Raw genomic sequence first — 18,532 nt, 5'->3', positions numbered from 1 at the left:
CATCATTCCTTCGGGTCTTGCCGTTCCAGGATTTTCACCAGCCGGAACCGCTCGCAAACCAGTTTCATATCGGGGCTGAAGCCGCCATTTCGCTGGAAATAGGCCTCATGTCCCTCACGCCAGCATGTCAGCGAGAGGTCTCCCTCGCCTTCGGCGCGTGCAAAATCTTCGTCCACTTCGCTAAAGGCGCGAATGGTGATCTCTACCGTCTCGATTACGGCAGCAGGGCGTCCCTTGCCGTCAAGGACGATATCCTGCCGCCCAACCTGCGGCATTGGCTCGCCGCCGGCCTCGAAGTCGCTCAAGGCCCCGCAGGTCGCCGTCTTGCGTCCGGCAAGCACCAGCTCCAGCAGTTCATCTGCCAGCGCCGGGCTGTCGCCGAACGCGAAACGGATCGTCTCGCCATGGCCTTGAGACAAACTCATCAGGCGCTCAATCCGCCGAAAAGCGTCGGCAGGTCGAGCGGGCGGAAGCCGTAATGCTCCAGCCAGCGCACATCCGCGTCGAAATAATCGCGCAGGTCAGGCATGCCGTATTTCAGCGTGGCGATACGGTCGATGCCCATGCCCCAGGCAAAGCCCTGATACTCGTCCGGATCGAGACCGCAGGCGCGCAGCACATTGGGGTGCACCATGCCGCAGCCGAGGATCTCCATCCAGTCATTGCCCTCGCCGAAGCGCACTTCGCCCGGCTGCGAGCGGTCGCACTGGATGTCCACTTCCAGGCTCGGCTCGGTGAAGGGGAAGAAGGACGGGCGGAAGCGCATGTTCAGCTGCGGCACCTCGAAGAAGGATTTGCAGAATTCCTGCAGGACCCACTTCATGTTGGCGACATTGGCCGTCTTGTCGATCACCAGCCCTTCGAGCTGGTGGAACATGGGCGAATGCGTGGCATCCGAATCCTGACGGTAGGTCTTGCCCGGAATGACGATGCGGATCGGCGGTTCCTGGGCTTCCATCGTGTGGATCTGAACCGGCGAGGTGTGCGTGCGCAGGAGCTTGCGCTCACCCTTCTCATCCGGCGGGAAGAAGAAGGTGTCGTGCATCTCGCGGGCCGGATGGCCTTCGGGGAAGTTAAGCGCCGTGAAGTTGTAATAGTCGGTCTCGATGTCCGGACCTTCGGCGATGGCGAAGCCCATATCGGCGAAGATGGCCGTGATCTCGTCGATCACCTGGCTGATCGGGTGGATGCGGCCGCGCTCGGCCGGCGGGCGGCGTACGGGCAGGGTCACATCGACCTTCTCACGCTCCAGCCGGGCATCGATGGCGGCTTCGCGCAGCTCGGTGCGCCTTGTGGTCAGCGCTTCGGTGACGCGCGCCTTGAGACCGTTGATCGCCGGGCCCATCACCTGCCGCTCTTCCGGCGACATGGAGCCGAGCGTCTTCAGCATCTGCGAGACCGAGCCCTTTTTGCCGAGCGTCGCAACGCGCACCGCCTCGATCTCCTGCTCGTCGGCGGCCGTGGCGATCTGCCCGGCGATGGTCTTTTCCAGTTCTTCGAGTTCGCTCATGCCTCGTAGCCCTTTTTGGGTTTGATGTCGTGCTGGCTCATTTCGGCGGGGCTGGCCGCCGCGTTGCCGAGAGCCGTTTTGAGAAACCGTGTCGCTTTCAACACGCGCTTGCCGTCGCTGCCAAGCCCCCTGTGCTCGATTGCGCCGAGAAAGGGGATGAGCGGCGAGAGAAATCGGACGATCCGCCGCAGTGCGTCGCGCACTCCGGAAGGCGGGGCGGCGAAATAGGCGTCGAACGCCGCCTGCGGCGTTTCGGGCTGCTTCGCCTGCATGCAGATCTGCAGAAACAGAAGCCAGACGTCACGCGCCTGCGCCGTGGCAAGCGGCATGGAGGCTTCGGGTTCTTCCTCGAAGTCGACGAAGCCCCAGCGTTCATCGCTGGTGATGAACATGTCGCGCGGGTGAGGACGGCCGTGACACAACCCGCGCCTGTGCGCGTCGTGCAGAGCCCGCGCCGCGTCAACGAGGAGCCTGTCATGGGCCGCGTCTTCGCCGTGGTGCGCCAGCATGGCCAGCTCGTTCTGGGCGATGGGAGCCACATTCGACAGAACGAGCACCCTGTCGTTGCGGAAGAGCAGTTTCGCCGTTGGCAGCCCTGCGGCGCGGAAGGCTTCGAGCTTGCGCGCTTCACGGTCGATGGCGCTTGCCCTGTTCGTTTTAGGTGACGCGCGCAGAAAGGCGGAGGGCATCAGCGGCGTCAGCGCCGTGTGCAGCCATTTGGCCACCGGCACCCGCTCCACATCATAACGCTTGATCCAGACGGTCTGTCCGTCGAGCACGGCCGAGGAGACGCGCTCGCGCTCACCGGTGATGAGCATGCGCAGCAGTGTCGCCGTCGCTTCCGGCGAAAGAACGTCCTGCTCGTGTCTCGTCTCGTCGTTCATGGTCTTCATCACAAAGAAAAACCCGCGCCAGCCCTGCCAGCGCGGGTTTCCCGAACTAAACCTGATTGCTTCGGGAAGCGCTGGCCTTAGGCGACAGCGCTTTCAAAAGCATTCGGGGTGGTGTCCTTGAGGTACACGAGCGCTTCCTTGGACTTCTTCACCAGAGCGGCGAATGCCTGCGGCTCATGCACGGCCATGTCGGCCAGCACCTTGCGATCGATCTCGATGCCGGCCTTGTTCAGACCGTCGATGAAGCGGCCATAGGTCAGGCCGTGTTCGCGTGCGCCGGCGTTGATGCGCTGGATCCACAGAGCGCGGAAATTGCGCTTGCGAGCCTTGCGATCGCGGTAGGCGTACTGCATCGACTTTTCGACCGCCTGCTTGGCGATGCGAATGGTGTTCTTGCGACGGCCGTAGAAACCCTTGGCGGCTTTCATGACCTTCTTGTGCTTGGCGTGGGCGGTAACGCCCCTCTTTACGCGTGCCATGACATGATCTCCTTAAATGTGTTCCGGGTTCCTGCGATTACAGGCCGTAGGGCATGAACTTCTTCACGATCTTCGTATCGGGATCGGAAAGAACCATCGTGCCGCGGGCATCGCGGATGAACTTGTTGGAACGCTTGATCATGCCGTGGCGCTTGCCAGCAGCTGCGACTTTCACCTTGCCGGTGGCGGTTACCTTGAACCGCTTCTTGACAGAAGACTTCGTCTTCATCTTGGGCATTTTGCTTCTCCGTTCTTGGCTCACGCCGGTGTGTCGGTGCAAACGGCTCCGCAAGGAGCGCCGGAAATCCGGCGGCGGCCTGAGCCGCATTTCGTCTGCTCGGTTCCCTGCGTGTGCTTTTCAGCATTAAGGACCGCCACGGCATGCCCTGCCGGCCGGTCCAGGAACGCGGCCTTATAGCGGGGGGCGAAAGATTGCGCAACTCCTGATTTGGCCGCGTTGCGGGGCGGGGTTGCGGGGCCGGATCAGTAGAGACGGAACAGAGTGGGCAGCAGCCCGAGATCCTGGACATATTCGACCAGTTCGAAGGCCGGCATGGCCAGAAAGAAGATCAGGCCGTCCCGCAGCGTTCCGTAAAGCCGCTCCGGCAGGATGGTCAGCGTCTTGGGATCGTGAAAGAGCTTTGGGTTCGGGAGGAATGAAGGCACGCGCGCCGCGTAGGCGTCATAGGCGTCGCCGAAGGTGTCGCGCAGGTGGTGTTCTTCGCGACGCGCGGTGATGCTGAGAATGAAAGCGGCCAGAGCGCCGCAGATCAGCGCCGCGATGATGCTGCCGGTCTGCGCGCCCACACCCATCGCGCCGATGGTGGAAAAGACATAGAGCGGATTGCGTGTGATCGAGTAGGGGCCGTCCTGCACCAGCTCCGCCGCCTTGCGCCCGCCGATATAGAGCGTGCACCAGAGCCTGCCCACGATGGCGATGCCGATCAGGCCGAGGCCGGCGATCTCGATGATCTCCTCAACATCAATGCCGAGTGGCTGGTAATGCGCCCAGCCGGAATGGAAAAAGAGAACGAAGCCGCACAGCAGAGAGGCAATCAGCCAGAAACTGGCGATGCGCAGGCGCTGGAACTGTCCAAGCGCAATCTGATGAATGGACACGCGAAAACCCCCTAGCAAACCATGTTTATGGTTTTGCTAGGGAGAGAATGCGGCATTTTATGGGGGAAGAGCCGGACAAAGTTCCGGCTTTTTCGCGTCGAAACGGCCCCGGCCCTTGCGGGCGCAGGCCTGTTACGTGGTGCGGGGCGCCAGAACCATCATCATCTGGCGGCCTTCGAGCTTGGGCTCGGCTTCCACCTTGGCAATCGGCTCGACCTCTTCCTTGACGCGGTTGAGGAGCTTCATGCCGAGTTCCATATGGGCCATTTCGCGGCCACGGAAACGGAGCGTCAGCTTGACCTTGTCGCCAGCCTCGAAGAAACGGCGCACAGCCTTCATCTTCACCTCATAATCATGAGAGTCGATGTTCGGACGCATCTTGATCTCTTTGATCTCGATGGTCTTCTGCTTCTTGCGCGCCTCGGCAGCCTTCTTCTGAGTCTGATATTTCATCCTGCCGAGATCGGTGATCTTGCACACAGGCGGCTTGGCGTTCGCTGCCACCTCAACCAGGTCAAGTCCGGCCTCTTCTGCAAGACGCAGGGCATCTTCCGTGGCGAGCACGCCGCGGTTGTTGCCTTCGTCGTCGATGAGCTGAATCTGGGGAACCCGGATGTCGCGGTTTGCGCGCGGGCCTTCTACTTTCTGAGGCGGCGCTTTGAATGGTCTGCGAATGGTCGTGATCTCCTCGAATTGTTAAATCACTGGGTTTCGGCACTGTTTAGCCGAGGCGTATGTCGTCTCGGCAGGCGAAGTGTCAATAGCATATAAGGTCAAAAGAATCACGTCGCACCTTTTGATTATGCCGGAAACGGTGCGGTTGAAAGAATTTATCCGGGTAAATAAGGAGCCAAACCATGACGGACGCCACCCCCAGCTTCCTGAAGATCGGCGATACGGACATCGCCTATCGCCACCGGACCGGCAGAGCGCCGGGCGCTGTCTGGCTGGGCGGCTACAAGTCCGACATGCTGGGCACCAAGGCCGAGGCGCTTGATGCGTGGGCCGGCGAGGCGGGACACGCCTTCCTGCGGCATGATTACTCGGGGCATGGCGAGTCCGGCGGCGCCTTCCGCGATGGCACCATATCCCTTTGGCTCGAGCAGAGCCTCGGCGTGTTTCGCGCCATGACCGAAGGCCCGCAGATCCTCGTCGGCTCGTCCATGGGCGCATGGATCGCGCTGCGCATGGCGCAGGAGCTCAACAGGGCGGGCGAGGGCGACCGGCTGGCCGGCCTTCTTCTTCTTGCGCCCGCGCCCGATTTCACCAGCGTGCTGGTCGAGCCGAAGCTTTCGGACGCCAACCGGCGGGATCTGGAAGAGAAGGGCTATATGGAAGAGCCGTCCGAATATTCCGACGAGCCCTATGTTTACACCCGCGCGCTTTTCGAGGACGGCAGGAAGAACCTGGTGCTCGACGGCGTCATCGACACCCATTGCCCGGTGCATATCCTGCAGGGCAAGGCAGATCCCGATGTGCCTTTCGCCCATGCCATGCGGCTGGCCGAGCATCTGCCGGCAGACGATGTCACCATCTCGCTGATCGGCGATGGCGATCACCGGCTTTCCAGACCCCAGGATATCGCGTTGATCTTGCGGTCGCTGGAAGGTTTGATCGAGCGTCCGGTTTAGGCCAATTGTCGAAATTGGCCGGTGAGTGCGGAAATAAATATAGGAAAAACAAAGGATTGACTGTTTCTCGTTTACCATTTCCTTGAAACCTGAAAAACAGCCCCCATCTCGAATTCATGCAACTTCCCGGGGGTTGCATGCTCAAGGAAAGGAACGGGTGATCATGACAAATTCTGCACTTATCCGTCCTGCCTGGACGCCAGCGACGATTGCTCTGATGGTGGTGGGTTTCATGGTTTTCTGGCCGCTCGGCCTCGCCATGCTCGCTTACATTCTGTGGGGTGATCGCCTCGGGGAGTTCAAGAAGGACGTCAACCGCAAGACTGATGAAGTCTTCGCCGGCTGCCGCCGCGCCTCGCGGAGCCAGTCGTTTACCGGCAACGTTGCCTTTGACGACTGGCGCAACAAGGAGCTCGACCGGCTCGCTGAAGAGCGCCGCAAGCTCGACGAGGCGCGTGACGAGTTCGACGAATACATGCGCGAACTGCGCCGCGCCAAGGATCAGGACGAGTTCGATCGTTTTATGAACGAGCGCAACAAGGGCCGCAAATCAGGCCGTGGCAAGTCCGTGCCGGACGTGACCGACGAGGACTGATTTTCCAAAACGGCAGGCATATGACTGGAACGGCATCTCTTTGAGGTGCCGTTTTCTTTGCGCATTTTCGCTCACGAATCGCTTAAACTTTCACCATGGCGCTTGGATTTCTCAACAAAATGATCGGGCTTAAGGTCGCCGCACCGCCGACCGAACGCACGCACCGGGTGGCCGGGCGCGAGCTGCCTTTGCGCATCGTTGAGAATGCGCGCGCCAAGCGCCTGACCCTGCGCATTGAGCCGGGCGGGAGAGGTCTTCGCATCACCGTGCCGCCGGGGCTCTCCCGGTCGCGTGAGGTGGAGGCGTTTCTGGACCGCCACACGGGCTGGCTCGAGGAAAAGCTGAAAAAGCTGCCCGAGCGCCCTGTGGTGCGCGCGGGCATCAAGATCCCGGTGCGTGGTGAGCCGCATCTGATCGTGCATGAGACCGGCCGTCGCGGGGCCGCACATGTCGCCACGCGTGATGGCGCGCCGGTGCTGGTCGTCTATGGCGACCCGGAGCACCTGCCCCGCCGTGTCGCCGATTTCCTGAAGCGCGAGGCCAAGCGCGATATCGAGGCGTTGGTCGCCCGGCATACGGCCACCATCGACAAGCGCGCCCGCGCGATCCGCTTCCGCGACACCAAAAGCCGCTGGGGTTCCTGCACCTCCGACGGCGTTCTCTCCTTCTCCTGGCGCATCATGATGGCCCCGCCGCTGGTGATCGACTATCTGGTCGCGCACGAGGTCGCGCATCTGCGCGAAATGAACCACGGTCCCCGCTTCTGGAAGCTCTGCAAGGAGCTGTCGCCGGAAACGGATCGCTGCAAGGACTGGCTCAAGCGCAACGGAACCGCATTGCAGGCCATCGGCTTTGAGTGACGGTTGTGTTGGGCTGAGTGCGCTTGTGAGATGGCGCTCGGCGCCGCCACCTCCCCCCGGTTGGCCGCCTGACGCCCCGCATATCCTCGCCTCCAGCCGGCTGGCTCAATCGCGTTGTGCCTCGACTCCGCCGCCTTTTCGTGCGACTTCCCTGACATGACACTCGACGTAAAGATCTGCGGTCTGAAGACCGAGGAAGCGCTGGCTGCCGCGCTGGACGGCGGAGCGAGCCATATCGGCTTCATCTTCTTTGAAAAGAGCCCGCGCCATGTGGAGCCGGATCAGGCCGGTCGCCTGCGTGAGGCTGCGCGCGGTCGCGCGGATGTGGTGGCCGTCACGGTCAACGCCGATGACGCGGCGCTCGACGCCATTGTCGCGGCGGCAAAGCCCGATATCCTGCAGCTCCACGGGGCCGAGAGCCCGGAGCGCGTGGCCGAGGTGAAGGCACGGTACGGGCTGCCGGTGATGAAGGCTTTTGCGATCCGCGAGGCAGCCGATCTCGAGAAGATCGCGCCCTATCGTGGCATCGCCGACCGTTTCCTGTTCGACGCCAAACCGCCGAAGGGATCTGACCTTCCCGGCGGCAATGGTGTATCCTTCGACTGGGAGCTGCTTGCGGCCCTTGACGATGGCGTGGATTACATGCTTTCCGGTGGGCTGAACGCGGCCAATATCGGCGCGGCGCTGAATGCCGCGTCGCCCCGCGCAATTGACATTTCGTCAGGCGTGGAACGTGCGCCCGGTGAGAAAGATCCGGATCTGATACGCAATTTCTTCCGCGCCGTCCGGGCGGCGCGTGAAGGCGATGCGGTTCTGGCATGAGGAGAACACCTTGAACAAACCGGCAGAACCCAATTCCTTCCGGATTGGCCCGGATGATGACGGCATGTTCGGCATCTTTGGCGGCCGGTTCGTTGCCGAAACGCTGATGCCGCTGATCCTCGATCTGGAAAAACACTGGAACGAGGCCAAGGACGATCCGGCGTTTCGGGCCGAGCTCGAATATCTCGGCCGTCACTATACGGGCCGGCCCTCGCCGCTCTATTTCGCAGAACGCCTGACCGAGCATCTGGGCGGCGCGAAGATCTACTTCAAGCGCGAAGACCTGAACCACACCGGTTCGCACAAGATCAACAATTGCCTCGGCCAGATCCTGCTCGCCAAGCGCATGGGCAAGACCCGCATCATCGCCGAGACCGGGGCCGGTCAGCATGGCGTGGCCTCGGCCACCGTGTCGGCCCGCTTCGGCCTGCCCTGCGTGGTCTATATGGGCGCGACCGATGTGGAGCGGCAGAAGCCGAATGTCTTCCGCATGCATCTTCTGGGCGCCGAGGTGAAGCCGGTTTCTTCGGGGCACGGCACGCTGAAAGACGCCATGAACGAGGCGCTGCGCGACTGGGTGACGAATGTTGAAGACACCTATTACCTGATCGGCACGGCGGCAGGCCCGCATCCCTATCCCGAGCTGGTGCGCGATCTTCAGTCGGTGATCGGCACGGAAGCACGCGAGCAGATCCAGGAACTGGAAGGCCGGCTGCCCGACGCCATCGTGGCGGCGGTGGGCGGCGGTTCGAACGCCATCGGCCTGTTCCATCCCTTCCTCGATGACCGCCAGGTGGAGATCCACGGCGTCGAGGCCGGCGGACACGGGCTGGAGGGCGACGAGCACTGCGCTTCCATGACGGCTGGCCGTCCGGGCGTGCTGCATGGCAACCGCACCTATCTGTTGCAGAACGATGACGGGCAGATCCTCGACGGGCATTCGGTGTCTGCGGGGCTGGACTATCCCGGTGTCGGGCCGGAGCACAGCTGGCTGAAGGATTCCGGTCGTGTGATCTATTCGCCCATTCTGGACGATGAGGCGATCGAGGCGTTCCAGATGACGACGCGTCTTGAGGGCATCATCCCGGCGCTGGAATCGGCCCACGCGATTGCCCATGCGATCAAGCTTGCGCCGACCATGGGCAAGGACCAGATCATGATCGTCAATTTCTCCGGTCGCGGAGACAAGGACGTGCATACCGTTGGAAAGATGCTCGGCATGGAGATCTGAACATGTTCGAAATCTATCGCTCCAAGCAAAACCGGCACCACTATGTGGCCATCCGCCAGGACGACGATAGGGAAAACCCGCAGGGGATCCGGGAAAGCCAGAACCTTGCTTTCCTGACCCATGTGGCCGATGACGGCGAACCGCGCATCGCGTTCGATCCCGATGAGGCTAAAAGCCGGATCGAGCGCGATGGGTTCTATGCTTTCGCCGTGACCATCGATATCCGCGAACACGCTGAGGGATGATCTGTTTGCATGGTGTTGCCGCGTTCGTGATCGAGCGCCGAGGCCGCTGCAACCGCAAGGAATGCAAGACGGCGTGGGGGCGCCGCGCTGGATGTACGAGGACCAGAGACTGACATGACCACCCGCATTGACCGCCGCTTTGCGCGGCTGAAGGAAGAGAACCGTCCCGCGCTCGTGACCTATTTCATGGGCGGCGACCCGGACTATGAGACCGCGCTGTCGATCATGAAGGCGCTGCCTGCGGCGGGCAGCGACGTGATCGAGCTGGGCATGCCCTTCTCCGACCCGATGGCCGATGGCCCGGCCATTCAGGCCGCCGGCCTGCGCGCGCTCAAAGGCGGGCAGACGCTTTCCAGGACGCTCCGGATGGCGCGGGATTTCCGGGAAGACGACGACGACACACCCATCGTAATGATGGGCTATTACAACCCGATCTACATCTATGGTGTGGACCGCTTTCTCTCCGATGCGAAGGAAGCGGGCATTGACGGTCTGATCATCGTCGACCTGCCGCCGGAGATGGATCAGGAGCTTTGCGTTCCGACCATCAAAGCGGGGCTGAACTTCATTCGTCTTGCCACGCCGACGACCGACGAAGCGCGCCTGCCGAAGGTGCTGGAGAACACGTCGGGCTTCGTCTATTACGTGTCGATGACGGGTGTGACGGGTTCGGCCCTGCCGGACACGAACAATGTTTCGGCTGCGGTTTCGCGCATCAAGGAACACACGGACCTGCCGATCTGCGTCGGGTTCGGGGTGAAGACGGCGCGCCAGGCGCGGGCGATTGGCGAGGTCGCGGACGGTGTTGTTGTCGGCAGCGCCATCGTGGCGACCATCGCACAGTGTTACGACGCCGATGGCAACAGGATTGAAGACCCCGCCGAGGCCGTTGCGACCCTCGTCAAAGGGCTTGCGGACGGCGTGCGGGAAGCGCGCCTTGCTGTTGCCCGATAGACGGCGCATTCTCAGTATCCAGAAGAAAAGAAGGCAAATGGAATGAACTGGATCACCAGCTATGTGAGGCCGAAGATCAACTCGATGCTCGGTCGTCGGGAAATGCCGGAGAACCTCTGGATCAAGGATCCCGAGAGTGGCGAAATGGTCTTCCACAAGGATCTGGAAGACAATCTCTGGGTCATTCCCTCCTCCGGTCATCACATGAAGATTTCCGCTCGCGAGCGGTTGAAGTCCTTCTTTGACGATGGCGAATACGCGGTTCTGGAAAATCCGAAGGTCGTGATCGACCCGCTGAAATTCCGCGATGAGCGCCGCTACACCGACCGCCTGCGCGACGCCAAGGCCAAGACCAGCATGGAAGACGCTGTGCTGAGCGGTGTTGGCCGCGTGGAAGGTCTGGAGCTGGTGGCAACCGTTCAGGACTTCGCCTTCATGGGCGGCTCGCTCGGCATGGCTGCCGGTGAAGCGATCGTCCGCGCCTTCGAGACGGCTGTGGAGCGCAAGCTTCCGCTGGTGCTTTATGCTGCTTCGGGTGGCGCGCGCATGCAGGAAGGCATTCTTTCGCTGATGCAGCTTCCGCGCACCACGGTTGCGCTGGACCGGCTGAAGGAAGCGGGCCTGCCTTACATCGTCGTGCTGACCAACCCGACCACCGGCGGCGTGACGGCGTCCTACGCCATGCTGGGCGATGTTCACATCGCAGAGCCGGGCGCGCTGATCGGCTTTGCCGGCCCCCGCGTGATCGAGCAGACCATTCGCGAGAAGCTGCCGGAAGGCTTCCAGCGGGCTGAATATCTGCGCGACCACGGCATGGTCGACATGGTGGTTTCGCGTCTGGAAATGCGTGAGACCATTGCGCGGCTCCTTAAAATTCTCCTGAAGGAGAAGGTCGAGGCCAAGCCGGAAATCGTCGAAGAGGTGGTGGTTGAAGAGGCCGAGGCCGTTTCGGACGCTGCGCCCGAGGCAGAAGCCGAGCAGCCCAAGGCCTGAGCCAGACTGGCTGTCGCCGGCCGAGACCCCATCCTTCTTCGGACAGGACTGCAATGACCACTCTTTCTGCCGAGCGGGAAATCGAGCGTCTGCTTTCGCTCCATCCCAAGGGCTTCGACCTGTCGCTCGAGCGCGTCACGCGCCTGCTCGAGCGGCTGGGCAACCCGCACCTCAACATGCCGCCCGTCATTCATGTGGCGGGCACCAATGGCAAGGGCTCGGCAACGGCCTTTTCGCGCGCCGTGCTGGAGGCGTCGGGGCGGGTGGTTCACGTCCACACCTCGCCGCATCTGGTCAACTGGCACGAGCGTTACCGGATCGGGGCAGAGGGCGGCGGCAGGCTTGTCGAAGACGCGGTTCTGGCCGATGCCGTGGCGCGGGTCGCCGAGGCCAATGGCGGCGAGGCGATCACCGTCTTTGAAATCCTCACGGCGGTGATGTTCGTGCTCTTTTCCGAGCATCCGGCGGATGTGGCCATTGTCGAAGTCGGTCTGGGCGGGCGTTTCGACGCCACCAATGTCATTCCCCGCCCTGCGGCCAGCCTCATCATGCCGATTTCGCTTGATCACGAGGCTTATCTGGGCGACCGGGTGGAGCTGATCGCGGCCGAGAAGGCCGGGATCATCAAACGCGGCTGTCCTGTCGTGGTCGGACAGCAGCCCTTCGACGCCGCGCGCGAAGTGCTCGTCGATACGGCTGAGCGGCTCACCTGTCCGCTGACCGTCTATGGCGAGGACTTCCTCGCTTTCGAAGAGAATGGCCGCATGATCTATCAGGACAATGACGGTCTGTTTGACATGTCATTGCCCCGGCTCAGCGGACGGCATCAGATCGCCAACGCTGCCGCCGCCATCGCGGCGGTCAAGGCAGCGGGTTTCCCCGTCGATCTGCGCGCGGCGGAAACGGCCATGGAACGCGTTGTGTGGCCTGGCCGTTTGCAGCGGCTCGAGGCCGGCCCGCTGGCAGATCTGGCCCCCGAGGGCTCAGAAATCTGGATTGATGGCGGTCACAATCCCGGCGCGGGTGAGGCGATTGCCGAAGCGCTCGCGTCTGAAGAGGATCGCTCGCCGCGTCCGCTTTTCCTGATTGCCGGCATGATCAACACCAAGGATCAGACGGCATATTTCCGCGCTTTCGAGGGCATGGCCCGCCATGTCTACACGGTTCCGGTGGCGGCAAGTGATGCCGGCGTGCCGAATGCCGAACTGGCTGCCCGGGCGATGGAGGCGGGGCTTTCCGCCGAGCCGGTGCACTCGGTGGCCAATGCGCTGAAGCTCCTGCATGACACGCTTGATGCCGGTCGCGACGGCACCGAGCCGCCGCCGCGCATTCTCATCTGCGGCTCGCTCTACCTGATCGGTGAGGTTCTGGCCGATAACGGCACGCCGCCGCGTTAGTCCGGTTGGGGGAAGCCCGACATCCACGCCCGGCTCCCCCTCCCCTCCGCTGTTCCTTCCCTCCGCTCCTTCGTCATCCTCGGACTTGATCCGAGGATCCATGCCGGAACGTCTGGGACGAACCGCAGCCTCTGAAGATTGCGGATCGTTTTCCGCGCCAGTGCCGGGGGCGTCGCAATGGCATGGATCCTATGGTCAAGCCATAGGATGACGAAGTGGGGGATGGGTATCTGCCCGATCTGCTTAAGGTGGCCCGAGTGGGGTTTGAGCATGTCCCCCTATGACTGCCAGCAGGTGAAACCTGTAACGGCAAAGACGGATGCCCCACCCCGCTCCTTCGTCATCCTCGGACTTGATCCGAGGATGCATGCCGGAACGTTTGGGGTGAACCGCAGCCTCTGAAGATCGTGCATCGTTTTCCGCGCCGGTGCCGGGGCGTCGCAATGGCATGGATCCTATGGTCAAGCCATAGGATGACGAGGTGGGGGAGGGGTGACGAGGTGGGGGAGGGGTGACGAGGTGGGGAGGTGTATGGCGCAAGCCTCACCGGAGAAAGGCACCGGGGCGCCACCCGGTCAGCCAAATGGAAAACCCCTTACACCATCCCCATCAGGCCGCGTCGGATGAGGTCCAGTGCGAGCAGGGTCAGGCCGATCCTGAACCAGCGCCGGAACGTCTCTTCCGGCATTCTCTCCAGAAGGCGGCTGCCATAGAGGGTTCCAAGATAGCCCGAGGCGATCATCAGGGCAATGAAGGGCAGCCAGCGCCAGAAGGCGAACCCCGCAACGGCAAACACGATGACCTTCAGTGCGTGCTGCACGGTCATGCCGGCGGCGTGGGTGGCGACCAGCGCCTTGCGGTCATCGGGAATGATCTGCGCGAAGAAGGCGGACAGGAGTGGTCCCGTCGCGCCGACAAACATGGTTGCGAGCGCCAGAACGGCGCTGCCGGCGGCAAGGCCGGCATGGCCGAGGCGGGCCGCACCCGGGATCTTCGTCCAGGTAACCGCGATGACGAACACGCCCAGAACGAGCTTCAGCAGCGCGTCGGGCAGCTGCACGACGAAATACGCCCCGACGGCGGCGCCGATCAGGCTGCCGAGAATGAACGGTGCGGCGATGGAGAAGCGGATATGCGCGCGCTGGCGCCAGGCGCGCCCGGTGTTGGAGCCGAGCTGGACGGCTCCATGCACGGGGATGAGTGCTGCGACCGGAATGAAGAGGCCGAGCAGCGCCAGCATGGCCACCCCGCCGCCGACGCCGAAAGCGGCTGTCAGCGCTGAAGTGAAGAAGCTGGCGATGACAAGGAGAAGCGCCGGGAGCGCTCCCAGCGTGTCAGGCAGAAATGTCTCCCAGCCGCCCAACAACAGGTCCTAGATCACCGTGCGCCCATTCGGGCGCACAAAGGACAATCCATTTCCCTGATGGAGCATCGGAATGACCGATGCTCTAGAGGAACTGCTTGCGGGTGAACTGGCCTGCCGGGCGATAACGCCACAGATAGGTGGGCAGGATGGCTGCAAGCGAATGCTTCTGGATGCCGAGCCCGTCGAGCGTGCGGCCGGCGGCATTCGCCTCCTCGGAAACGACATTGTCGGACTTCAGAAGCTTCACCTGATCGAGCGTCAGCATCGGCTTGGGCAGAAGGCCGAGAATGCGGGCCTGAATGCGCGCCACGAACCAGGGCAGGGAAACGAACCAGCGTTTGCGGTAGGTGGCTTCCAGCATCTCTTCGAGGCATTCGCGGAACGAAAGCACTTCCGGGCCGCCCAGCTCATAGATCTGGCCGCCTTCCAGATCGCCGTCCACGGAGCGGGCATAGGCTTCGGCCACATCGCCCACATAGACAGGCTGGAACTTCGTCTCGCCACCGCCGATGAGCGGCAGGAAGGGCGAGAAACGCGCCAGATTGGCGAAGCGGTTGAAGAAGTCGTCTTCCGGACCGAACACGATGGAGGGGCGAATGATCACCGCATCCTTCACGGTCTCCAGAACCGCCTGCTCGCCCAGCGCCTTGGTGCGGGCGTAGTCGGAGTCGGAATTCAGGTCGGCGCCGATGGCGGAGCCATGCGTCAGCTTCGCGCCGGCTGCACGGGCGGCCTCCGCGACGGCGCGCGCGCCGAAATTCTGCACGGCGTCGAAGGACTGACGGCCGGATTCATAGAGGATGCCGACCAGGTTGATCACATGGTCTGCCCCTTCAACGGCCCGGTCGATGGAGGCGCGGTTGCGCAGGTTTGCCTGCACGGCCTGCACCTGTCCCACATTGCCAAGCGGCTGCAGGTGGATCGCCGAATTGGGGTTGCGGCAGGCAACGCGCACACGATGCCCGCGCTTGGTGAGCGCCTGCACCAGATGACGGCCGACAAAGCCTGAGCCGCCAAAAATGGTGATGAGCTTAGGGTTCTGGCTGATCGTTGCCATTTGCCTCGGTCTCCGATTTCTCAGGGGTTACATAGTCGGTTTCGCGCCAAAGGCAAAGGGCGATGGCGCAACAAGATGAACATGTCGCGGCGCAAGCCGTCATCCCCAGCCCGAAATGGCCCGAAAACTTGGAAAAAAGCCATGAAACGCCTATATCTTGGTCAGTGAGCGCTGACTGATTCGCAGCGCGTTTTTCCCATGCCCTACAGGGGGTTCCCTCCGGGCTCCTGAGTGAAAGAATTTGATGAGCGACACGCCCGAAACTCTCCCAGGCGAACAGGCCGAATACGGCGCGGAATCCATCAAGGTATTGAAGGGGCTGGACGCTGTTCGCAAGCGCCCCGGCATGTATATCGGCGACACGGATGACGGCTCCGGCCTGCATCACATGGTCTATGAGGTGGTCGACAACGCCATCGATGAGGCGCTTGCCGGTCACGCCACGCTGGTGACCGTGACGCTCACAGCTGACGGCTTCGTCACCGTCACGGACAATGGCCGCGGCATTCCCACCGACATGCATGCGGAAGAGGGGGTCTCGGCGGCCGAGGTCATTATGACGCAGCTGCACGCGGGCGGTAAGTTCGACCAGAACTCCTACAAGGTGTCTGGCGGTCTGCACGGCGTGGGCGTGTCCGTGGTGAACGCGCTTTCCACCAAGCTGAAGCTCAAGATCCGCCGCAAGGGCCAGATCCACGAGATGAGCTTCTCGCATGGCGTTGCCGATGCGCCGCTGGCCGTTACGGGCGATGCGGGCAGTGAGACGGGCACGGAAGTGAGCTTCATGCCTTCGCCCGAGACCTTCACCATGACGGAGTTCAACTACGACACGCTGGAGCACCGCCTGCGCGAGCTCGCGTTCCTGAACTCCGGTGTGCGCATCCTGCTGACGGACAAGCGTCATGCCGACGAGAAGAGCCAGGAATTCCTGTTCGACGGCGGCATCGTGGAGTTCGTGAAATATCTCGACCGCGCCAAGAAGCCGCTGATCGAAGCCCCCATCGCCATTGGCGGTGAGAAGGACGGGATCACGGTGGAAGTGGCGATGTGGTGGAACGATTCCTACCACGAGAACGTGCTGTGCTTCACCAACAACATCCCGCAGCGCGATGGCGGCACGCATATGGCCGGCTTCCGTGGCGCGCTGACGCGCCAGGTGACCGGCTATGCAGACAGTTCCGGCCTGACCAAGAAGGAAAAGGTCTCGCTCACGGGCGATGACTGCCGTGAAGGCCTGACGGCCGTTCTCTCGGTCAAGGTGCCGGACCCGAAGTTCTCGTCACAGACCAAGGACAAGCTCGTGTCCTCGGAAGTGCGCCCCGTGGTGGAAAGCCTCGTCAACGAGGCGCTTGGCACATGGTTCGAAGAGCATCCGACGGAAGCCAAGACGCTGATCGGCAAGGTGGTGGAAGCGGCCTCTGCGCGTGAGGCAGCCCGCAAGGCGCGCGAGCTGACGCGCCGCAAGGGCGTGCTCGACATCACCTCGCTGCCGGGCAAGCTGGCCGATTGCCAGGAACGCGATCCGGCGAAGTCCGAAATCTTCATCGTCGAGGGTGACTCCGCTGGCGGCTCGGCCAAATCCGGCCGGTCGCGCAAGAACCAGGCGATCCTGCCGCTGCGCGGCAAGATCCTCAATGTGGAGCGCGCCCGCTTCGACCGCATGCTGTCGTCCGACATGATCGGCACGCTGATCACGGCGCTCGGCACCGGCATCGGCAAGGACGAGTTCAACGCCGACAAGCTGCGCTATCACAAGATCATCATCATGACGGACGCCGACGTCGACGGCGCCCATATTCGCACGCTGCTCCTGACCTTCTTCTTCCGGCAGATGCCGGAGCTGATCGAGCGTGGAAACCTCTACATCGCCCAGCCGCCGCTCTACAAGGTGACGCGTGGCAAGTCCGTCCAGTACATCAAGGACGAAGCGGCGTTCGAGGAGTTCCTGATCAATTCCGGTCTTGAGGAAGCAACGCTCGAACTGTCCAATGGCGAAGTGCGTGGCGGGCAGGACCTCAAGCAGGTCATCGACGATGCACGCGGCGTGCGCCAGCTCATCAATGGCCTGCACACACGCTACAGCCGTTCCGTTGTCGAGCAGGCGGCCATTGCCGGTGCGCTCAATGCGGCGGTGCTGGCCGATCCGGGCAGGGCAGCCGAGGCCGCACAGAAGGTGGCCGAACGTCTGGACATGATCTCCGAAGACATCGAGCGCGGCTGGGAAGGCCGGGTGAATCCCTCCAATGAGGGCGCTGGCGGATATCTTTTCGAGCGCACCGTGCGCGGCGTGCGCGAAGTGGTGGTGCTGGATTCGGCGCTTGTTGCGTCGGCTGATGCGCGCGCCATTGATCGCTACACCGAGCGCCTCCAGGAGATTTACACCAAGTCTCCGATGCTGCGCCGCAAGGACAAGTCCGAGGTCATCAGCGGGCCGATGGCGTTGCTCGACGCCGTGTTCGCCACGGGGCGCAAGGGCCTCACCATGCAGCGCTACAAAGGGCTGGGCGAGATGAATGCCGAGCAGCTCTGGGAGACGACGCTCGACCCGGATGCGCGTTCGCTGCTTCAGGTGAAGGTGACGGACGCCACCGACGCGGATTCGCTCTTCTCGCGCCTGATGGGCGACGAGGTGGAGCCCCGCCGCGAGTTTATTCAGGACAATGCGCTTTCGGTGGCCAATCTCGACATCTGACCGCATTGCGAGAAGAACGCTTTTGAAACGGCGCGGAGAGATCCGCGCCGTTTTTCTTTTGTGCTGCGAGGAAGCAGTCGCCGGCCCGGATCGCACTTGTCGACACGCGCGCTGTTTCGCGGGATGATCGGCCAGTCGGGGCAAGTCGGGGCCAGAACGGAGGCTGGCGATGCGAGCCTTTTCCTTCAGGAACATCATCATCGCGGCGCTGGCGCTGTGTGCGGTGCTGTTCGCGGTGGGCTGGTTCACGCGTGAGGACCCTGCCGACGCGCCCTACCTGAAAATCCTCGGCGGCGGGTTCATGTTCAACTATCGCGAGGCCGAAATCTTCTACGGTTTCACGGCGCAGGTGGTGCGCCCGCTCGCCAGCGGGTCGATCATCGAAGCGACGTTCGAGGATCCGGCGGGTGGTGCGCCGCTGGTGGTTTCCGAGCGCGTGAGCACGATGACGGATCGCTACGCATTGCGCACTCCGCCCGTTCGCGGGGTTGAAGCGAAGAAGCCCTATCGCGTCGAGATCCGGGTCTATGATCGTACGAAGACCACCCTGCTCTGGCAGGAAGAGCACAGCTATGCGAGCCAGATTGCCGATACGGTTGTTCCGGAAAAGCCGCTCACGATCGGTCCGGGCTATCACAGGAACCCGGAGCTTGAACGGCGATAGCGAAGTGGCCTTGGGTGCTGCCTG

At 62.6% G+C, this 18,532-nt stretch carries 20 protein-coding genes; 11 read left to right on the top strand and 9 right to left on the bottom strand.

The window, feature by feature from the left end:
• Window positions 1-2 precede the first annotated feature (2 nt).
• The 7 genes from ACRTG1_RS14145 to infC form a co-directional block, all read right to left on the bottom strand.
• Window positions 3-425 carry an ASCH domain-containing protein gene (locus tag ACRTG1_RS14145; protein WP_206553332.1) on the bottom strand — a complete coding sequence of 141 codons (423 nt, stop codon included), beginning with the start codon at window positions 423-425 and terminating at the stop codon, window positions 3-5.
• Complete coding sequence (gene pheS / locus ACRTG1_RS14140; RefSeq protein ID WP_113153686.1) at window positions 425-1,510, bottom strand: phenylalanine--tRNA ligase subunit alpha; 1,086 nt, start codon at window positions 1,508-1,510, stop codon at window positions 425-427. Before pheS ends, ACRTG1_RS14145 begins: the two co-directional genes overlap by 1 nt.
• The gene (locus tag ACRTG1_RS14135; RefSeq protein ID WP_206553333.1) at window positions 1,507-2,394 is read right to left on the bottom strand and encodes a serine/threonine protein phosphatase; all 888 of its coding nucleotides are present in this window, start codon (window positions 2,392-2,394) and stop codon (window positions 1,507-1,509) included. The genes pheS and ACRTG1_RS14135 overlap by 4 nt, the downstream gene beginning before the upstream one ends.
• A gap of 86 nt (window positions 2,395-2,480) precedes the next feature.
• Window positions 2,481-2,882, bottom strand: coding sequence for a 50S ribosomal protein L20 (gene rplT, locus ACRTG1_RS14130; protein WP_007009055.1), 402 nt, complete (start codon window positions 2,880-2,882; stop codon window positions 2,481-2,483).
• Between the two features lie 37 nt (window positions 2,883-2,919).
• On the bottom strand, window positions 2,920-3,120 hold the full coding sequence (rpmI, locus tag ACRTG1_RS14125) for a 50S ribosomal protein L35 (RefSeq protein WP_007009054.1): 201 nt from the start codon (window positions 3,118-3,120) through the stop codon (window positions 2,920-2,922).
• Window positions 3,121-3,365: 245 nt separating this feature from the next.
• Complete coding sequence (locus ACRTG1_RS14120; protein ID WP_206553334.1) at window positions 3,366-4,001, bottom strand: methyltransferase family protein; 636 nt, start codon at window positions 3,999-4,001, stop codon at window positions 3,366-3,368.
• 132 nt (window positions 4,002-4,133) lie between these two features.
• On the bottom strand, window positions 4,134-4,676 hold the full coding sequence (gene infC, locus ACRTG1_RS14115) for a translation initiation factor IF-3 (protein WP_113153689.1): 543 nt from the start codon (window positions 4,674-4,676) through the stop codon (window positions 4,134-4,136).
• A gap of 182 nt (window positions 4,677-4,858) precedes the next feature.
• On the opposite strand from infC, the gene ACRTG1_RS14110 reads away from it, so the two are divergent.
• The 9 genes from ACRTG1_RS14110 to ACRTG1_RS14070 all read left to right on the top strand — a co-directional run bounded on the left by ACRTG1_RS14110 (window position 4,859) and on the right by ACRTG1_RS14070 (window position 12,729).
• Window positions 4,859-5,632, top strand: coding sequence for an alpha/beta hydrolase (locus tag ACRTG1_RS14110; RefSeq protein ID WP_432516436.1), 774 nt, complete (start codon window positions 4,859-4,861; stop codon window positions 5,630-5,632).
• A 163-nt stretch (window positions 5,633-5,795) separates the two neighbouring features.
• Window positions 5,796-6,227 carry a DUF2852 domain-containing protein gene (locus ACRTG1_RS14105; RefSeq protein ID WP_113156104.1) on the top strand — a complete coding sequence of 144 codons (432 nt, stop codon included), beginning with the start codon at window positions 5,796-5,798 and terminating at the stop codon, window positions 6,225-6,227.
• A gap of 95 nt (window positions 6,228-6,322) precedes the next feature.
• Window positions 6,323-7,087: a M48 family metallopeptidase gene (locus ACRTG1_RS14100; RefSeq protein WP_206545522.1), complete on the top strand. Its 765-nt coding sequence runs from the start codon at window positions 6,323-6,325 to the stop codon at window positions 7,085-7,087.
• A 156-nt stretch (window positions 7,088-7,243) separates the two neighbouring features.
• Window positions 7,244-7,909 carry a phosphoribosylanthranilate isomerase gene (locus ACRTG1_RS14095; RefSeq protein WP_113153692.1) on the top strand — a complete coding sequence of 222 codons (666 nt, stop codon included), beginning with the start codon at window positions 7,244-7,246 and terminating at the stop codon, window positions 7,907-7,909.
• Between the two features lie 10 nt (window positions 7,910-7,919).
• Window positions 7,920-9,140 carry a tryptophan synthase subunit beta gene (gene trpB / locus ACRTG1_RS14090; RefSeq protein WP_297563667.1) on the top strand — a complete coding sequence of 407 codons (1,221 nt, stop codon included), beginning with the start codon at window positions 7,920-7,922 and terminating at the stop codon, window positions 9,138-9,140.
• 2 nt (window positions 9,141-9,142) lie between these two features.
• Window positions 9,143-9,385, top strand: a complete 243-nt coding sequence (locus tag ACRTG1_RS14085) for a hypothetical protein (protein ID WP_113153693.1) — start codon at window positions 9,143-9,145, stop codon at window positions 9,383-9,385.
• A 114-nt stretch (window positions 9,386-9,499) separates the two neighbouring features.
• On the top strand, window positions 9,500-10,339 hold the full coding sequence (gene trpA / locus ACRTG1_RS14080; protein WP_432516435.1) for a tryptophan synthase subunit alpha: 840 nt from the start codon (window positions 9,500-9,502) through the stop codon (window positions 10,337-10,339).
• Window positions 10,340-10,381: 42 nt separating this feature from the next.
• Window positions 10,382-11,332 carry an acetyl-CoA carboxylase, carboxyltransferase subunit beta gene (gene accD, locus ACRTG1_RS14075; RefSeq protein ID WP_206546516.1) on the top strand — a complete coding sequence of 317 codons (951 nt, stop codon included), beginning with the start codon at window positions 10,382-10,384 and terminating at the stop codon, window positions 11,330-11,332.
• 53 nt (window positions 11,333-11,385) lie between these two features.
• A complete protein-coding gene (locus tag ACRTG1_RS14070; protein WP_432516434.1) occupies window positions 11,386-12,729 on the top strand; it encodes a bifunctional folylpolyglutamate synthase/dihydrofolate synthase in 1,344 nt (447 codons plus the stop codon).
• Between the two features lie 595 nt (window positions 12,730-13,324).
• Here ACRTG1_RS14070 and ACRTG1_RS14065 read toward each other — a convergent pair.
• Together ACRTG1_RS14065 and ACRTG1_RS14060 are read right to left on the bottom strand one after the other, a co-directional pair.
• Complete coding sequence (locus tag ACRTG1_RS14065) at window positions 13,325-14,092, bottom strand: sulfite exporter TauE/SafE family protein (protein WP_432516433.1); 768 nt, start codon at window positions 14,090-14,092, stop codon at window positions 13,325-13,327.
• Between the two features lie 85 nt (window positions 14,093-14,177).
• Entirely contained in the window at window positions 14,178-15,152 is a 975-nt protein-coding gene (locus ACRTG1_RS14060; RefSeq protein WP_206546519.1) for a complex I NDUFA9 subunit family protein, read from the bottom strand.
• 244 nt (window positions 15,153-15,396) lie between these two features.
• Here ACRTG1_RS14060 and gyrB point away from each other — a divergent pair, with 244 nt between their 5' ends.
• The gene (gyrB, locus tag ACRTG1_RS14055) at window positions 15,397-17,844 is read left to right on the top strand and encodes a DNA topoisomerase (ATP-hydrolyzing) subunit B (RefSeq protein WP_113153699.1); all 2,448 of its coding nucleotides are present in this window, start codon (window positions 15,397-15,399) and stop codon (window positions 17,842-17,844) included.
• Window positions 17,845-18,013: 169 nt separating this feature from the next.
• Complete coding sequence (locus ACRTG1_RS14050; protein ID WP_113153700.1) at window positions 18,014-18,508, top strand: hypothetical protein; 495 nt, start codon at window positions 18,014-18,016, stop codon at window positions 18,506-18,508.
• Window positions 18,509-18,532 lie beyond the last annotated feature (24 nt).

The organism is Nitratireductor sp. PBL-C9 (assembly GCF_050877045.1).
Lineage (GTDB): Bacteria > Pseudomonadota > Alphaproteobacteria > Rhizobiales > Rhizobiaceae > Nitratireductor > Nitratireductor aquimarinus.
Note: the sequence above shows the minus strand (reverse complement) of the source record. Positions and strands in the feature narration are given on the sequence as shown.